The 16862-nt window shown below is 48.7% G+C and carries 13 protein-coding genes and 1 pseudogene; 5 read left to right on the top strand and 9 right to left on the bottom strand.

Annotated features, from left to right (window positions below; all coding sequences use genetic code 11):
- The first annotated feature begins 61 nt into the window (after positions 1-61).
- Both E5161_RS21255 and E5161_RS01770 read left to right on the top strand, forming a co-directional pair.
- Complete coding sequence (locus E5161_RS21255) at positions 62-4681, top strand: HAD-IC family P-type ATPase (RefSeq protein ID WP_136775870.1); 4620 nt, start codon at positions 62-64, stop codon at positions 4679-4681.
- Between the two features lie 52 nt (positions 4682-4733).
- The gene (locus E5161_RS01770; RefSeq protein WP_136775869.1) at positions 4734-4970 is read left to right on the top strand and encodes a DUF5132 domain-containing protein; all 237 of its coding nucleotides are present in this window, start codon (positions 4734-4736) and stop codon (positions 4968-4970) included.
- 430 nt (positions 4971-5400) lie between these two features.
- Here E5161_RS01770 and ppk1 read toward each other — a convergent pair whose 3' ends face one another.
- Positions 5401-7452 (bottom strand): polyphosphate kinase 1, encoded by a 2052-nt coding sequence (gene ppk1 / locus E5161_RS01760; protein ID WP_136775867.1) that lies wholly within the window; start codon positions 7450-7452, stop codon positions 5401-5403.
- A gap of 132 nt (positions 7453-7584) precedes the next feature.
- Between ppk1 and E5161_RS01755 the strand changes: the two genes are divergently transcribed.
- Entirely contained in the window at positions 7585-9117 is a 1533-nt protein-coding gene (locus tag E5161_RS01755) for a Ppx/GppA phosphatase family protein (protein ID WP_136775866.1), read from the top strand.
- Between the two features lie 432 nt (positions 9118-9549).
- Here the strand turns inward: E5161_RS01755 and E5161_RS01750 are convergent, their stop codons facing one another.
- Complete coding sequence (locus E5161_RS01750) at positions 9550-10059, bottom strand: DinB family protein (RefSeq protein ID WP_136775865.1); 510 nt, start codon at positions 10057-10059, stop codon at positions 9550-9552.
- A gap of 244 nt (positions 10060-10303) precedes the next feature.
- Entirely contained in the window at positions 10304-10516 is a 213-nt protein-coding gene (locus E5161_RS01745; protein WP_136775864.1) for a DUF378 domain-containing protein, read from the bottom strand.
- A gap of 167 nt (positions 10517-10683) precedes the next feature.
- Between E5161_RS01745 and E5161_RS01740 the strand changes: the two genes are divergently transcribed.
- Entirely contained in the window at positions 10684-11160 is a 477-nt protein-coding gene (locus E5161_RS01740) for a hypothetical protein (protein WP_136775863.1), read from the top strand.
- A 104-nt stretch (positions 11161-11264) separates the two neighbouring features.
- Here the strand turns inward: E5161_RS01740 and E5161_RS01735 are convergent, their stop codons facing one another.
- The 5 genes from E5161_RS01735 to E5161_RS01715 form a co-directional block, all read right to left on the bottom strand.
- Positions 11265-11657, bottom strand: a complete 393-nt coding sequence (locus tag E5161_RS01735) for a DUF4064 domain-containing protein (protein ID WP_136775862.1) — start codon at positions 11655-11657, stop codon at positions 11265-11267.
- 73 nt (positions 11658-11730) lie between these two features.
- Positions 11731-12135 (bottom strand): DUF6223 family protein, encoded by a 405-nt coding sequence (locus E5161_RS01730; protein WP_136775861.1) that lies wholly within the window; start codon positions 12133-12135, stop codon positions 11731-11733.
- Between the two features lie 96 nt (positions 12136-12231).
- Complete coding sequence (locus E5161_RS01725; protein WP_246042060.1) at positions 12232-13410, bottom strand: MFS transporter; 1179 nt, start codon at positions 13408-13410, stop codon at positions 12232-12234.
- A 122-nt stretch (positions 13411-13532) separates the two neighbouring features.
- The gene (locus E5161_RS01720) at positions 13533-14222 is read right to left on the bottom strand and encodes a response regulator transcription factor (protein ID WP_136775860.1); all 690 of its coding nucleotides are present in this window, start codon (positions 14220-14222) and stop codon (positions 13533-13535) included.
- On the bottom strand, positions 14194-15690 hold the full coding sequence (locus E5161_RS01715) for a sensor histidine kinase (protein ID WP_136775859.1): 1497 nt from the start codon (positions 15688-15690) through the stop codon (positions 14194-14196). The genes E5161_RS01720 and E5161_RS01715 overlap by 29 nt, the downstream gene beginning before the upstream one ends.
- 223 nt (positions 15691-15913) lie before the next feature.
- Between E5161_RS01715 and E5161_RS01710 the strand changes: the two genes are divergently transcribed.
- Complete coding sequence (locus E5161_RS01710) at positions 15914-16624, top strand: hypothetical protein (protein ID WP_136775858.1); 711 nt, start codon at positions 15914-15916, stop codon at positions 16622-16624.
- 77 nt (positions 16625-16701) lie between these two features.
- On the opposite strand, the pseudogene E5161_RS01705 reads toward E5161_RS01710, so the two are convergent.
- Positions 16702-16848, bottom strand: a pseudogene (locus E5161_RS01705) (four-helix bundle copper-binding protein); the annotation flags it as partial.
- Positions 16849-16862: the final 14 nt, after the last annotated feature.

Genomic DNA, 16862 nt, shown 5'->3' with positions numbered 1-16862 from the left:
GAAAGGTGAAAGGTTCCTGCGCGCTTGGCCCGGAAGGATCAGGATCGAAGTATCCGGTCTTATGGGCAGCCAATCGACAGCAGCGACGATCCGGACAACTTTCAGCGCCTTAAAAGGCGTATTGAATGTGCATCCCTGCACCGACACGGGCAGAGTGCTGGTCATATTCGACGAAAAGCAACTCTGCGTGAATGACATCTTTCACATGATCCTGAACGTGGAGCGGCAGACTTCACCGATTTCACATCCGGAAAAAGCCGATGAACAGCACTCGTCGTGTAACCGAAGCTCGATTCCGGTTGGTGCTTATCAAGAAGCCGCAGTAACACAAGACCTCCTTATAACACGAACAGAGGAACAAGAGCATGATCCTCCGGATGTTTCTCCTAATGGAGATGTGACGAAGCATATCAGAATGCTTCCACCGGCGAACGGGGCTAGAGCGTCACCGCCCTCTCCCATTCCGCTTCCGCTAAGTTTGGCCATGGGGGGACTCGCGTTTCTAGGAGCTAAGCAGCTGATATTCGGAAAATCAGCATTGGCAAGAAGTCCCGTTCCCTTTTACCTGTCAGGCTTGGTTTCTGTCGTTACCGGATATCCCTTTATCAAACGCGGTGTGACGGAGTTCGGTAAGGAGAGAAAAATCAACACGGATTTAGTGCTTGGCGCCGGCGCTCTCGCGCTGGCTTTGGTCCGGGAAAACTTGGTCGTTCTTGCGGGTCTCAGCATCTTACAATACGTCAACTGGAGGCGAAGCGGGCAGTTCCAAGCCGAACACCCTGTCGAATTGTCCCCGGAAATCAGGCGGTACAGCGAGAAGGCAGGCAAACTTGGTATCGCAGCAGCCGGTCTAACCTGGGCATTGACACGGGACCCTCTTCGAGGCATCGCCGTCCTGCTTGCCGCGAACCCTCGGCCGGCCTCCATTCCTGCCGAAGCTGCCTGGAAGCAGGCGGAGGTGGAGTTCAGAGAACAGTGTGCGGACACCCCTTATCATGCGTCGCTGTCCCGGCTTCCACGAACACGTACTTTGCTGCTTGAAGACACCTCTTTGATGTTTGGTGCAGAACGTAATGAGTTAGATTGTGTTTCTCATGAAGATGAACCGGACAGGGTACTCTGCAGCGCCGCTTCCCTCATGGAAAAGACGGAACACCCGTGGAAGGAGGCGGTGTGGCGGAAAGCCAAAGAGAGCTGTCGAACGATCCGCACCGCGTTTCATGTAACAGCAGAAGAAGACGGGATTACAGGTACCGTCCAGAATACGCGTTACAGGTTGGGTACTCTTGCTTATTGCCAAAAGCATGAGGCCGCCATCGGAAATTATTATTTGGAAGCAAAGCGATTACAGAAAAAAGGCTTTGACGTGCTGTTTGTTGCCAAACACACGAATAAAGGGCTTATTTGTGTTGGCCTTATCTACAGACAGCAAGAAATTGACCCGGAAGTGCGACTTTATGTGGAACGGCTTCGTGATCAGGGATTTACATTGGCCCCCCTTAAGCACAGCGCAAATGTACGACCAGAGCTCGTAGCTGAGTTAGGCATGGACCCCAGTTGGCTTGATCTGTCCGAAGGAGATGTGATTGAAAGGAGTGCCGAGCTTCATCAAAGGGATGAGCACGTTCTTCTTGTGACCGGGAAGGAACCGGATCACTGCGCCTCTTATTTGAAGGAAGCTGGCGTTGCCTCGTCGTCTTTGGATCAACTGGATTCCGTTCTTGCTGCTATTGAGGGTGCCCGAAAGATGGAGAGCACGGTACAGGAGCATCTGCAAATTACTAAGAAATGGAATGTGCTGGGAACCGCATTAGCCACATTAGGCGTTATAACGGCTCCTCTCGTTAATCTTGCATCCGATGCGCTGTCGCTGCTCTTTTTGTCGCGCTCACAAAAAACGGCTGTTGCCGCATTTCCCCCGGTTAACGTCGCAGCAAGCGAGATGGCAACCGCTGCGGAAGCTTTAATATGGCATTCCGCTCCGTGGTCTGATATCTCAGGAAAGTTTAACGTGAACGAAAGCAGCGGACTTTCCCTCGAGCAAGTACGAACGAGAAAACGACAATTCGGCCCGAACGAATTGGAACGAAAGCAGCCTGTGCCATGGATCAAGTCTTACTTAGGTCAATTTAAAGAATTTACAACACTCGTGCTCGTCGGTACCTCCCTGCTCGCTTTTGTGACAGGCGGTATGTTCGATGGCTTGGCAATGGGCGCCGTTCTGCTTGCGAATGCAGCCATTAGCACCTACCAGGAACGCAAAGCTGAAAAGGTTCTTGAAGACCTGAATCGGTTTCAACCTTCAGAATGCACTGTACTTCGAGGCGGACATCAGGAACGCATTTCGGCAGTCGGCCTTGTTCCGGGAGATCTCGTCATGCTGGAAGCGGGTGACCGAGTCCCAGCCGATCTGCGGATTGTCCGTGCCTGGAACCTTGAAGTCAACGAAGCGGCTCTAACCGGTGAATCACTTCCCATTGCGAAGAATGAATCGGTTGTGAATGAGGATCGTCCATTATCAGAACGATCCAACATGCTCTATATGGGGACCGATATCAGCCGCGGCAAAGCATTAGGAGTCGTCGTAGCAACCGGTATGGGTACCGAGATCGGTCATCTCATGTCCCTGTTGAAAACAGAGGACAAGGAAGTCACACCTCTGCAATCGAAAGTGACTTCCATCAGCAAAACGTTCATCAAATGGGCATTCCTTGCGGGAAGTCTAGTGTTCGTCACCGGATTGTTACGAGGCATTCCTTTGACACAGATGATTTCAACTTCCATCACTCTTGCAGCCTCGGCGATTCCTGAAGGTCTTCCGGTGACCATCACGATCGCATTAAGTGCCGGAATTTTCCGGATGGCCAAGAAAAATGTGCATGTCCGCAAGCTCTCCGCTCTCGAAACGTTGGGTCGAACAACTGTCATCTGTTCCGATAAGACAGGTACTTTAACCAAGAACGAAATGACGGTAAAAGAGATCGCCGCCATCGGGCATACCTGGTCCGTCGCTGGTAATGGTTATAGTCCTGAAGGAACGATTTACGATAAAGCAGACAAACAAGAAACGCCCTCCCATTCTGACTCACAGCCGGAATTGAGGCGGATTATGCAAATAGCCGTCCTTTGTAATAACAGTGCGATGGAGATGCAGGATCAGAGTTGGACTGTGCGCGGAGACCCGACAGAAGCAGCCCTTCTGTTCATGGCCGCCAAAGCCGGTATCCGAGCCGAAAATATGAAGGATTGGCATAGATGCCAAGAGATTCCGTTCGACTCGGGAACCGGCAGAATGAGTGTCGTCTGCAAACACGCCGCATTCGAACGGGAATGTTACCTCTTCTCTAAAGGAGCGGTGGAAAATATTCTGGAGCACTGTTCTATGTACCAGGTGGACGGTGCAGTTATGCCGATTACGGATGACATCCGCAGTCGGATTATTAAACAAAACGAGACGTTGGCGGGCGATGCCCTTCGTGTTCTCGGCTTCGCCTATTGTTCCGTTGATCCGACCAATATCCCCGGCCCCGACGTGGTTCACAAGCAGATGATCTATGTAGGGATGGCCGGAATGATCGATCCTCCCAAAGCTGGAGTCGAACAGTCCATCAAAGAAGCACGTTCTATCGGGGTTAAACCGGTCATGATTACCGGTGACCATCCGATTACGGCTGTCGCCATTGCGAAGCAGATCGGTATTGATGACGAGAACTGTAAGGTGCTTTCAGGCTATGAGCTGGACCGTTTGACCGACGAGGAGCTGCAGCAAAGAGTTGAAGAAATTACCATCTTTGCTCGGGTAACGCCTGAGCAAAAGCTCCGCATCGTGACCGCATACCAGCAGCTGGGGCATACGGTGGCCATGACTGGAGACGGCGTTAACGACAGTCCTGCCATTAAAAAGGCGGATGTCGGTATTGCCATGGGCAAAACGGGAACGGATGTGACGAAAGAAACGGCGGATATCGTGCTGCAGGAAGATCATTTCGGCTCTATTGTGGAGGGAGTCAAAGAAGGCCGCAAAATTATTGGCAATATCCGCAAAGCGCTAGGTTGTCTGCTAACCGGAAATTTAGCCGAAATTCTTGTGACGAGTGCAGCAGTCATGGTAGGCCTGCCCATCCCTCTCGTTCCGATCCAAATCCTGCTGATGAATTTGCTCACCGACACCCTGCCGGCGATGGTTCTAGCCATCAATCCCGGCAATAAAGCCAACCAGGAGAAACGGATCGACATCGTTGACAAACCGCTGTATCAAAAGGTGATCACAAGAGGCGTTCTGCTGGGCGCCGGCTCTCTTGGCCTGTTCACTCTGACTCTTGCCGGCGGTGCTTCCGTACAGGTTGCACAGAGCGTTGCTTTCGCGACACTCGTTGCGGGGCAGCTGATCCAGACGATGAACTGGCGCAAGGAAGGATCGAAAGAAACGGTGAGGGACATAAGCAAAGACCGCTTTATGCTGGGAGCGCTTGGAGCTTCTTGGCTCGCTTTGTTAGCCGCTCTGTATGTACCGCCGGTCGCCCGGTTTTTTCACACTGCCCCCCTTTCGTTCAGCCACTGGACACTGATTCTTTCGGTTGCCGCATCCGTCTCCATGCTGTCTAAACCGGTGCTGACTTATTTCTCTAAGTCCACATCAGCCGATGCGGCAGCTCCTGTTACAGCCTATGCCGCAGCTTGATTGCGGCATAGGATTTTATGAATCCACATCAGAGGGAGGTGAAATGCACAATATGGAACGTAACGTGGAAAGACTAATTGTCGGCGCTGCATTAGGACTGGCAGCCTCTACTCTCCTTCCCATCCTAAAGCCTCTAGCCTCTGAAGGGATTCAAGCATTTGCGGGATTGGCAGGCCGTGTCAAGTACGCGGCACAAATCATTCGTGAGGAAGCAGAGGACATTGTCGCGGAAGCGCAGTTCGAACGAATGAGAAAAAAGCTGGACCGTGAAATCATGTCCGAACCCTGATAGTCCATTACCACAATTGGAGCTGATCATAAAGTGCACGAGGAAAGTATCGACCATCATTTAAGACAAGCGTTAAGCCATCTTGAAATCGCGTTAAATCAAAGCATACATGCTGTCTTGGAAAATCAGGATGCCAAAAAGGAAGTCGCTCCGAAGTGGGAATCTTTCCTCGGGCAATTTATGCATTTACTCAGGGAAAAAGGCAAAAAATCTAGGACGAACCCTCTCAGCTGGATCTCTTTTGCAAAACTGCGCTAATCTCGACACGGGGGGAACGTGTAATGTCGGACATGCAAAGTCCAGAAAATAACGATAATTGTATACCTATTAAATACAGTATCACATGGGGGCTGATTCAGCGTGTTTCCCGTTTCTTAGCAAACCGAATGCCGTCACGCCGACGGGAAAGCTGACCTAGATCCGACCGTAACTAGGTTTTCCAAGTATCAAGATCCATGGCCAGCAATTGGCTGCGCACAGACGTCACAGAATCCGTCACTCGCCTATAACCGCCTTTGGCCAGCAGCTGCCTGGCCTTTACATTGTCATGCAGCATAATGTCGAGCAACCTGATCAGCATCCTCCGCAGTCGCGGATCATAGACAGGACATAACAATTCCACCCTACGGACTAAATTCCGCGTCATCCAATCCGCACTGGATAAATATACTTCTTCCTCGCCGTGCCCCGATACCACAAGCAATCGCGAGTGCTCCAAAAAACGGTCCACAATGCTGATCACCCGAATATTGTCGCTCAATCCTGGAACGCCCGGCCGCAGACAGCAAATTCCTCGAACGATGAGCTCGATTTGCACACCCGCTTGTGAAGCTTCATATAATTTGTCGACCATCTCCTTGTGGGACAAAGAATTCATTTTCGCGGTGATACGTGCAGGCTTACCGGCCAAAGCATGCTGGATTTCACGATCGATAAGCTGAAACAGCTTTGGCTTCAACCCTGTCGGTGCAACGGCAAACGAACGCCAATCATGAGGTGTCGAATATCCGGTCATCTCGTTGAAAAGCGCGGTCGCGTCGGCTCCAATATCCTCGTTGGATGTAAACAGCCCGGCATCGGTATAAACCTTGGCCGTATTTTCGTTATAATTGCCCGTTCCGACATGAACGTAGCGCCGGAGCCTGCCACCTTCCTTGCGGACAACCAGCGTGATTTTCGCATGCGTTTTTAACCCGACCAAACCGTAGACGACGTGACAACCGGCTTTCTCCAGTTGACGCGCCCAGGCAATGTTCCGCGCCTCGTCAAATCTGGCCTTAATCTCTACGACAGCAGTTACCTGTTTCCCTGACTCCGCGGCTTTCGCCAAAGCCAGAAGAAGCTCGGAATTGACATTTACCCGATACAACGTCATTTTGATCGCAAGCACATCCGGGTCCTCAGCAGCTTCCCATATAAAATCATTTACAACCTCGAAGGATTCGTACGGATGGTAAACCAGCACATCCCGCTTCCTAACCACAGAAAGTACGTCCTCTCCCCTTTTGAATTCCGCAGGGTATACCGGCTCTATAGGGCGATAGCGCAATGGATCGAAATTCAGAAGACTGCCCGCTAATTTTGAAAGAAAGGTCAAGTCAAGCGGACCGTCATTGAAGAAAACATCCCCCTCAACTTCCAATTCATCCATGAGCCGCGTCATAGCGTGGCGGGGCATTCCAATCTCAACTTCCAGGCGGACCGGAAACCCTCTCCGGCGGCGGCGCAGTTCTTTTTCCAACTCTTCAAGCAAATCCTCGGCACCCTCTTCATTCAGGTCCAGATCGGCATTGCGGGTTACCCGAAAAGCGTGGACGCTATCGGTTGAGTAACCGCTGAATAACAGGCCTATTTGCTCCTTAATAAGATCTTCCAAGAGAAGGAAATGGTGCTTCCGGCTGCTCAGAATCCCAGGTACCGGAATGGTTCGCGGAAGAATCGAGGGGACCTGGACAATGGCGAATACCGAATCTTCCTCCGTAACCTCTTGCCGCTCGGAATGACAAAGTATAACCGCCAGGTAGAGCTCTCTATTATGTACGAGAGGAAATGGACGGCTTACATCAACCGCCATAGGTGTCAATACAGGATAGACGATTTCCTGAAAATAGTCTTCCATCCATCTCTTCTGATCGCCGGTAAGTTCGCTCCATGAAACCTGCACAATACCTTCATTGGACAGCTCGCCCATCAGGTCACGGTAGATCTTATATTGACTGTGTACCAGACGGGAGGTGCGCCTCATTATTCTTTTTAACAGTCCATGCGGCGTATATCCTGTAAAATCGGGTGTCTTGTATCCCGCCTTTATTTGATCTTTAATACCCGCCACTCGCACACTCATGAACTCATCAAGATTGCTGGACACAATAGATAAAAACTGGAGCCTGTCCAATAAAGGAGTTGTAGGATCCTCAGCTTCCTCCAACACCCTCTTGTTAAATTCGATCCAGCTTAATTCACGGTTAATATATTTTTTCATGGGTTCCACTGCCGGCAGCCACCGTCAATTATTCTCCCTTCAAGTTTGTATGCTTTAACTAACAAACGCGGACACTTATTAGCATATACGATTTGTTCGTCGGCTAAACTGCTTGTGGAGGGATCCACATACATGTCAACCAGCGAAGTGACAGGAATAATTGATATCGGCTCCAATACCGTTCGACTTACCGTTTACAAAATCAATGATAAAGGCGCCTATAAGGCGATCGATCAAGGCCGGTGGCCGGCAAGGCTGAGCCAGCGCCTATCAGCAACAGGCAACCTCAGCCAGGACGCAATAATGGAGCTCTCACAGGTACTCTTGAATTTTATTAGAATATGCGAAAAGCACAGGGCAGCCACCATTCGTGCGGTAGCTACCGCTGCAATTCGGCAATCCGTGAACAGGGATGATATCGTTAAATATTTGTTTGATACTACCGGAATCCAAGTAGAAATATTAAGCGGAGCGGATGAGGCGCGCATCGGAAGCATTGCCATGCTGGGCTCGCTGCCTATATCCGATGGATATGTCGTGGATATCGGAGGAGGAAGCACGGAGGTCAGTCTGTTGCACAATAGACGGCTCAGTTCCGTAATATCGCTTCCAATAGGCTCCGTGAACACTTCTGTCCGGTTTGCCGCCGGTGAAAATCCTGTGTCTCCCTCGGTGCTCTCCAACATTCAATCCGAGATCCGCCGCCTTCTGAGCAAACAGAAATGGATCCGCATGAACCCCGATTTGCCTCTCATCGGATTGGGAGGCACCGTACGGGCTCTTGCCAAAGTTCATAAAAGCCAATCCGGGTACCCTTTTCCTCTCTTGCACGGTTATCAGTTAAGCGAATCGCAGATATCCGATACACTGGAACAACTGGCCCGCATACCTGCGGAAAAGCGGCGGAAACTATCCGGTATTTCCAAGGACAGAGCCGATGTTATTGTCCCGGGTTTAGCGTTGCTTCTCGGTGTGTTCCGCCAAACCTCCGCTTCTCAATTAACTGTATGCGGCGCAGGCTTGCGCGACGGTTTATTCTATGAGACATGCCTCCCCCATCTGCGATGGGATTCCGAAGACCAAGTACTTGAAGAAAGTCTGCGGAATTTAAAGGCGTTATACCAGACCGCACCCGAAGATCATCTTCGCCAAGTAAGCAAGTTGTCATTGGTACTTTTTGACCGTCTAGTCGCTCTACATCAACTGCCCGCCTTCTCCCGGCAAATGTTGGATGCCGCAGCTCAACTATATCGAATCGGCGGCGTCATTGATTTCAACAACATCGCCGATCATACATTCTACATTCTTCTTCATAACAATTTGAAGGGACTCTCGCATCGGCACATGCTGATAACAGCGGGAATTGCCTCATTCCGTGGAACAAATCAATTACGGCAAAAGCTTAAACCCTATCGTTCTTTGTTGTTGGATGGGGATTATGAACTGATCACGAAACTCGGCGCATTGCTTCAACTTTCTTCCGCTTTAGACCGCAGTGAATCGCAAGCAATCACGAAGATGGACGTAGCGGTAGCCGGCCGTCGCCTGGAAATGACGGTTGAAGCACAGCATCCCTTGCCTCTTGAACAAATGGAGGTCAAAGCACTTATGAAAGACTTTAAAAAGATATGGGGATTGGATCCGATCCTTAAGTTAGAGATCTGACCTTTCCGTCAGGTCCGATCAACTTCAGATCAATTTGACGGCTTCGAGCAATTTCTCTGCATCGGCGCTCTTTTTCATGCCAAGCGAGCGCAACTCGCAACAATGTCCTTACTTTTGTGTCGTTTGATTACAATGTCCCAACATTTGTGTCGTCTGTCCGCGACACAAACGTTAGGACATAAAAACAAAAAAGCTTGATTTCTCAAGCTTTAGAGCGTTCAGTTATGTCCCCACTTTTGTGTCGTTAGACATGAAACGGTTCTCAAGAAAATGATCTGTTAAATCGCAAGAACTTGTTCTATTTTCTTATTTGTCTCCACATCGTCCACGGTCTGTTAGTCAACAAGCAGTGTTTTGAAAAATGAATTGTACATAATACATGCCTTTGATAACTCAATTAAATTAATATCTCTCTCAGAGAATCCCCAGTACTTAACTCAAGTACCGATTTCGGATGACCCCCATGTGATGAAGTTCGTGTCCCGCGATGCCGTACGCGAGGGCGCGCGCCGTAATGCTTACGTTGTTGGCTGTGCCCTTGCGGGACCACGCCTCCGCCGGCAACCCGCGCAGCAGCGTGATCGTCGATTGCCGTACGGCCCGGTAGTCTTCGGCCAATTGCGCGATTGTCCAGCTTTCGAAAGGAGGCATGAACAATTCCTGGTCGAAACCGGACAGAGGCGTCTGATCCCCTCTTGCGAACCGGAGTAGGCGGTAGGTCATAACGCGTTCCCCGTCCGCGATGTGGCCCACGACTTCTTTCACCGTCCATTTTCCTTCCGCATACCGATACGCGCCCTTGCTTTCGGTCAACGATGCCAGCAGCTCGGTCGTTTGCTTTTCCTGGGTGAGCAGAATGTCGATGATGTTGCCTTCCGGCACCAACCGGATATACTCGCCGAAGTCCCCGGCGTATTCTTCTTCTGACGGTCTTTGGTTCATGCGTGGTCCCCTCTCTATGGAGATATAGAAAATTATAGCACACGCGTGGGCTCAACTAGCGACAATGTCCCTGCTTTTGTGTCGTCAAACATCAATCAGATCGTGAAATTGAATTAGACAAAATTGGCCCATCACCTATCGTGTAATGGGCATTTCTTTACATATAATTAGTTTTATCACTGTAATTCTTTCCGGTAGCGTCAAATCCTACAATTAGCGACTAGCGACGTACCGGCTCCCTTTTTTACGTTTTTGCACGTGCATCATCCGTGAATAAGAATCTGATGCAGTACAACCCGCTAAGTCCGACTAAGATATAAACAATTCGACTGAACCAAGAGGATTCCCGATGAGAATCTCCTCCGAGCAACGCTGAGACCAGGTCCCACTCAAACAAACCGACGAGAAGCCAATTCAGTGCCCCGACGATCACTAGTGTCAACGCGACTTTACCCATACTTTATCACCTTCTGTGGAAATTTGCTTACTATTGACAATATGCGTTTTTTTTCCGAATTCCATACCTTAAAGCTTATGACGTTGAATGATTCGCTTAGAGCTCGAATTGATGCGTTCGCTGAATAAAAGCTGCTGATCGCCTTGGTCAGCAGCTTTTATTGTTCAATGTGTGATAGTATCCTGGAGGCCACGACCGCCAGCGCCTATCCCGCTTGGAAAGCTTCGAAACTGCTGACCCTCGTTCTTCCGAATACGCAAGATCGTGATCTCGTCGTATCGGTCTATCGAAGCATGCATATCCTGGCTGCGGGACCGCTCAGAACGACGACGTTAGTCGCGATTTTGTCGGGAGGAGTATTGGCCGTCCTGACCCGCTGGGGGTTGTTTCGATTTAACTGGATCATCGCTAAGCAGCTGCTCTCGATCGTGGTGATCGGAATCGGATTGATCGCGATTTATCAATTGACTTTGAAAGGCGTAACGATCGTAGAAGGAGACATTGCGGATGGAGGTTCCCGGCTTGACGTGAACAACCACCGTTTGTTAGTGGGAGCCGTGTTGCAAATGATCTCGCTATTTGCCCTTTATGTGATCTCCGTTTTCAAACCCTGGGGCGAGCGAGGAAAAAAGAAAGCAGCCTAAGGTCAGTCGGGAAACAATGCAAGTTCATGTCCTGGCTGAATGGCATGAACTTGCATTCATAAAACAAAAAACCGCGCAACAGCGCGGATCATACTGAGCCATGCTTATATTTTCTTTGGATTTCCGACCAATATTATGATCCCTGCGATAATAAAGAATATATTTGGTATGGCAGCGAACAACGAAATAAAACAGCTGACGACTGATAATATTATTAGCATCCATCCTACAAGCTTCTGATTCCGATTGCTTTTCAACAAATAAATAGCCAGTATCCCTAGTATAAGGCCAATGATTCCAGGGAGAACAAACATCATCCCTGCTTGACTCAACTGATCAAGTGTATAATCATTTTGGCTTTTACTCCAACTTTCATCCAAATATTTCAGAAAATCTGCATTATCTTCGAGGTATAAAAAAACAAGCCCTGTTCCTATCATGAGAACATTTCCTATAACTCCAATAATATTTAATATATTTATTACAATTCGTTTCATACGCCTATCCCCTTTTGATAACAGACTTGTTGCATGAGTTCTATATCGAAAATATATCGGAGAAAATTGAGGGTCAGCCGGTACGACGCGAACCGGCCAGCGTTATCCCAGCGATGAACATGCTAATCAGCCCCAACACTATGGCAAAGATGGCCCCGACTCGCCCGTCACCGGTGCCGGGACCACCAGGAAATAAGGTCACATGCACCCCAGCGTAGACAATGACGATCAGCCCCACCACCATGGCCACGACGGCCCCGCGTCGCCCGCTGCCGGTACCGAAACGACCAGCGGAACGGGCCAGAGACAGCCCAGCGAGGATCGCGCTGATCAGCCCTATAACCGCGTCCATTGTGGCCCAGAATCGCCCGGTGGTAAATCCGTATCCGACATTACCGTCGGTCACTTCAGCAGAGGCAATAGTTGGCGCAAGTATAAATGAACAAAATATTACGAATGAAACCAGCTTCATCTTCATTAGTTAATACCTCCTCTATTTCACACCTTTCACAGCCAGTTTACACTGCAAATGTCGAGAACTTATGCAGATCTTCCACACTTTTCGTGGAGTCTTTCAAATACGGAGCACAATCATCAACACCGCTGCAGATATGGCAATCGCGCTGCTAGTACTAAAAGCAACCACAGGACCGAACGTTTCCCATAAGTATCCTGCCATAACACTGGCCGGCAATGTGGCGATACCGATCATCGCATTATAAGTTCCCATGGCCATTCCTCGCTGCCCTTGCGGTACAATGTCAGCGATATATGCCTTTTGGATCCCCTCGGTAAAAGCATAATAAAGGCCGTACAAAATGAACAAAATCCAGATCCATTTCACGCTGTTTGCCCTGCCAAATCCAAAATAAATTAACGCAAAAATCGCAAACCCCGAAATAAGTACCGGTCTCCGGCCAATACGATCCGACAACATCCCGATCGGCATCGAAAAAATACTGCTGGTCATGTTAAAAGCAAAAAAAGCAAGTGGCACGAGCGCCGCATTCATTCCCGTATCTTGCGCACGCAGCGCTAAGAAAGCATCGGAGAAATTTCCGACCGTAAACAAAGTTGAAATCAAAGTAAACCATATAAACCGTCGACTCATATTCCGAAAACGAATCCGGGGGATGCTCGCGTGATTTCCATTGCCTTCTTGTTTTTTGTCTTTTAAAAAAATGAGGATAAGCGCCACGGCGATCACTCCCGGAATCACGGACAGCCAAAAAACAAGCCGATAATTGTTCGTAAATACCGCCAGTACACCAAAAGCCGCCAAAGGACCGAGGGCAGCTCCTAACGCATCCATCGAACGCCGAAACCCGAATGCCTTTCCCCTCTCCTCTTTCGTGGTGGAATCGGCAAGTAATGCATCCCGTGGCGATGTTCGGATTCCTTTCCCAAACCGATCTGCAAATCGAATGAGCAACACCTGACTCCAGGTGCCGCTCATCGCAAAAAATGGTTTGGTTAAGTTGGACAATCCGTATCCCATCAACATTAAAAGCTTGTGCTTTCGCGTGCGATCTGTTATCCAACCGGACAACAACTTCAATATGCTTGCGGTACTTTCGGCAATTCCTTCAATAATGCCAATGGATCCAATCTGCACATGCAAAACAGTCGTCAGATAGATCGGCAGAATCGGTACGATCATATTGCTGGAAAGATCGGTAAACAAACTCACGAGGCCAAGCACTAGAATAACCGGATTCATCTTCCGCTTTTTCTTATTCGATGGTTCTTCCAATCAGTACTTCCTCCCACTGTTCAGCTTTTCAAAAGCTTCCCGAATGCATCGATGAAGTTCTTCATCCACCCATTAAAACAGCCCGCCTGCAGCGGGCTTCAGCAGCTTATTATGCCTTTTCCTTACACTTTGAGACGGTATCCTACTCCCCATACAGTCTCAATATATTGCGGATTGGAAGGGTCCGGCTCAATCTTTTCTCGAAGCCTGCTTATATGCACAGTGACGGTGGCGATATCGCCCAGCGAGTCCATTCCCCATATTTTCATGAACAATTCGTCTTTACTGAATACATGATTGGGGTTTTGCATCAAAAATAGAAGGAGATCATACTCCTTGGAGGTTAAAAACACTTCGGTTCCATTAACGGTCACTTGTCTGGAGCGTTTGTCAATGTGAATCGCCTTGGTTCGAAGTTCGTCCTTTTTGGGGGCATCGGATTGAGTCAACCGTTCGTAACGGGCAAGATGCGCCTTTACTCTTGCCACCAGTTCACCCATATTAAACGGTTTGGTCACATAATCGTCCGCGCCGAGCCCGAAACCCCGAATTTTATCGATTTCTTCTATTTTGGAGGATACGATGAGCACCGGTATGTTTTTGCTTTGGCGAACTTGCTTGCAAATTTCGAATCCATCGGTTTCCGGAAGCAATAAATCCAGAATGATCAAATCATATTCTTCGTTAATGGCTTTCTGCAAACCGATGTCACCGCTTTGCGCGATATCAACCGAATATCCGCTTGCCTCCAAATAATCTTTTTCCACTTCTGCAATGATGTCCTCATCCTCGATAATCAGGATCCGCTTCATGACCGTCCCCGCTCCCTTTGGGTAATGTGAAGAAAATGGCGGTTCCTTCCCCTAACGCGCTTTGCGCCCACACTTTTCCCCCATGCTCCTCCACGATTTGTTTCACGATCGCAAGTCCCAAACCGCTGCCTCCGGTCTTTCTGTTTCTTGAATGTTCTATTCTGTAAAACCGATCAAAGACGTGGGCAAGCGCGTCCTCGGCAATTCCTGTCCCGTTGTCTCGTACGCTCACCGTCACTTCATGTTCTTGATCCACAAGTTCGATCCGGATTTCTTTAGGCTCTCTGACCGTATATTTCATGCTGTTATCCACAATATTCACCATAACTCTGCGCAGCTTCTCCAAGTCAACCATCACATAAACCGGATGACTTCCGTCGTGTTGAAAGTCAATCAACACCCCCTGCTTCTGCGGGTCATGCCTCAGATCGTCCGCAAAGTCACGCAAATAATCCAAAATATCAATTTTCACAAAATGAAACGGCAATCGTTTCAGATCAAGTTTGGAAAACAAAAATAACTCATCGATTAATTGGTCCATTTCCGTCGCTTTTTTGTAGGCCATCTTCATATACTTATTGCGCTTTTCATCCGTATCCGCGATGCCGTCGAAAATACCGTCAATACAAGCCTTAATGCCGGTGATCGGCGTTTTTAAATCATGCGAGATATTTGAAATCAATAGTTTGCGATTTTCTTCGTACTGAAGCTGTAGATGGATGGATGTCTTTAACCTGCGTCTCATCTCTTCGAATGCTGCGCCCAGCTTACCGATTTCATCTTTTCTTCTCACATTCACCTCAAGCTCTAGATCTCCGTTCTGAATATGTTCAGCCGCCTTTTTCAACGCATATAACGGTTTGATAATGCTCCGGGAAACAAGGAACGTCAGCAGGCCGTTCGTGAGCGTGATCGCGACAAGCAGAGACAGTAGAATAGCAGGGAAAAATTTCGAAATAAATCCGAAAAACTGTTTATAATCCGCCAAGACATAGACAGTTCCGGGACGATGATCGCTGAAATTGAAATCAATCCGATCCACTGAATAGGTGTTCTTTATATTTTGTCCCCAGCGATTCGTATCTGGTTGCTGAAGCTCATCATTCAGATTGATTCCATCCGCTAGATTGGAGGCAAACGTTACACGATCATCGGTTACGACGACAAGCCCTGCTCGCAGATTCCTCAATTGTTCGTCCGTTTTCGTTAAAAACAAGTAGTCCGCCAATCGGTCGGGATCGTATTTTGCCAAAAATCGGATTCCCCCGACCAACTCATTCTTTTTATTGAAATAATTGCTGACGATTTGAAACCAGGGCTTTCCGGTGTTATCGGATGAGGCATCCTCAAGTGACTTGATGTCTTTGTAAAAAACAGCAAGAAGCAAAGCGGCGAACAGCACGAAAATCATGACAGGGACCAGAAACATGGCGATGTAGGAGAGCAAAAGTCTCAATCTTATGGACATCGTGTATTCTCCTTGCATGTGGTTGATTGCTGCCGGATGTTCCTTAGCATAATCATCCAAAAGATACACTACAGCCTCGAATACGGCAACCAAAAAGCGGATAGTCGGGAACCTTTTTATACTTTTGTAACAATTGATTTAGAAAGGGTTTAGACATGGAATTTATGATGAATCCATGAAAGCAACGTAGTCGTCCAACAATAAACTGAAGAGGTGAATTTCAATGAAAGATTTGTTTAATGAGGAGAACCAGCAGGATCTTAATCGAAAGTTACGAAGGATTGCCGCATTTTTTCTGATTGTCGGCAGTATGGTCATCCTGATATTCCGCGGAATGCATGGAGATCTTCCAGCCGGTGATGCTCATGCTTCCATGCTATTCATCGGGGAGCATTCGTTCTATAAGGGTGTCCATTTGGGTGGAGTTATCGGTGCCGTTCTTACATCTGTTGGATTCGTCGCGCTTACCGGCTCGTTCACAAGCCGAATCGCCGAAACGATAAGCCGACTGGGTGTAGCTGTGGTCCTGGTGGGTGCAGCTGTACACATCTTCGAGCACTCCACCGATGGCCATGCCGGTCAAACGCTCGCTGACGCTTGGAAAGCCGCATCGGTGACGGATAAGCTCAATATCGAGCATTCGGCCACCACTGTATTCACGGCGCTTCACGGCCCGTCGCTTTTCTCGATCAGCTTGCTTTGGGGTCTCGGCATTTTCCTGTTTGCACGTGCATTGAAGCTTGAGAAATTCCCTTCATGGCTATTTTGGATAGGATCGATTGTGGGCGCTTTGACGTTCATCGCTGCCAATTTGCAATTCCTTTACCCGGATCTTGTTCCTGGTTTTATCATCTTCGGGCCGCTCGTGTTCCTCGTGCAGCTCTGGACCCTCGCGCTCGGCATCGTTTTGTTGCGCAATCCCAGGAACAATTAATAGAAAAACGAGTCCTCATCGTCGGAGGACTCGTTTTTTTATGTGTACTTGAAATGTGATTGTCTCATAATCGTTTGTTACGCGGCTGTATGCATTCTTCTGCACGCTTCAGCACATCGGAAACAGGCTTCCGCGCATTGTTGGCAATGTGAAGAGTCGTGTTTTTTACATTCGTTGCCGCAAGCTTCGCAAACTTTCGCGCACAACTGGCAAAGTTCATGGGCATTTGCGGACATGT

Source organism: Cohnella pontilimi (assembly GCF_005049045.1).
GTDB classification, from domain to species: domain Bacteria; phylum Bacillota; class Bacilli; order Paenibacillales; family Paenibacillaceae; genus Cohnella; species Cohnella pontilimi.
Note: the sequence above shows the minus strand (reverse complement) of the source record. Positions and strands in the feature narration are given on the sequence as shown.

What these genes read in the sequence shown, in the direction of transcription:
- E5161_RS21255 (WP_136775870.1), top strand. Translation starts at nt 62, where the DNA reads ATGGGCAGCCAATCGACAGCAGCGACGATCCGGACAACTTTCAGCGCC.
- E5161_RS01770 (WP_136775869.1), top strand. Translation starts at nt 4,734, where the DNA reads ATGGAACGTAACGTGGAAAGACTAATTGTCGGCGCTGCATTAGGACTG.
- ppk1 (WP_136775867.1), bottom strand. Translation starts at nt 7,452, where the DNA reads ATGAAAAAATATATTAACCGTGAATTAAGCTGGATCGAATTTAACAAG.
- E5161_RS01755 (WP_136775866.1), top strand. Translation starts at nt 7,585, where the DNA reads ATGTCAACCAGCGAAGTGACAGGAATAATTGATATCGGCTCCAATACC.
- E5161_RS01750 (WP_136775865.1), bottom strand. Translation starts at nt 10,059, where the DNA reads ATGAACCAAAGACCGTCAGAAGAAGAATACGCCGGGGACTTCGGCGAG.
- E5161_RS01745 (WP_136775864.1), bottom strand. Translation starts at nt 10,516, where the DNA reads ATGGGTAAAGTCGCGTTGACACTAGTGATCGTCGGGGCACTGAATTGG.
- E5161_RS01740 (WP_136775863.1), top strand. Translation starts at nt 10,684, where the DNA reads ATGTGTGATAGTATCCTGGAGGCCACGACCGCCAGCGCCTATCCCGCT.
- E5161_RS01735 (WP_136775862.1), bottom strand. Translation starts at nt 11,657, where the DNA reads ATGAAACGAATTGTAATAAATATATTAAATATTATTGGAGTTATAGGA.
- E5161_RS01730 (WP_136775861.1), bottom strand. Translation starts at nt 12,135, where the DNA reads ATGAAGATGAAGCTGGTTTCATTCGTAATATTTTGTTCATTTATACTT.
- E5161_RS01720 (WP_136775860.1), bottom strand. Translation starts at nt 14,222, where the DNA reads ATGAAGCGGATCCTGATTATCGAGGATGAGGACATCATTGCAGAAGTG.
- E5161_RS01715 (WP_136775859.1), bottom strand. Translation starts at nt 15,690, where the DNA reads ATGTCCATAAGATTGAGACTTTTGCTCTCCTACATCGCCATGTTTCTG.
- E5161_RS01710 (WP_136775858.1), top strand. Translation starts at nt 15,914, where the DNA reads ATGAAAGATTTGTTTAATGAGGAGAACCAGCAGGATCTTAATCGAAAG.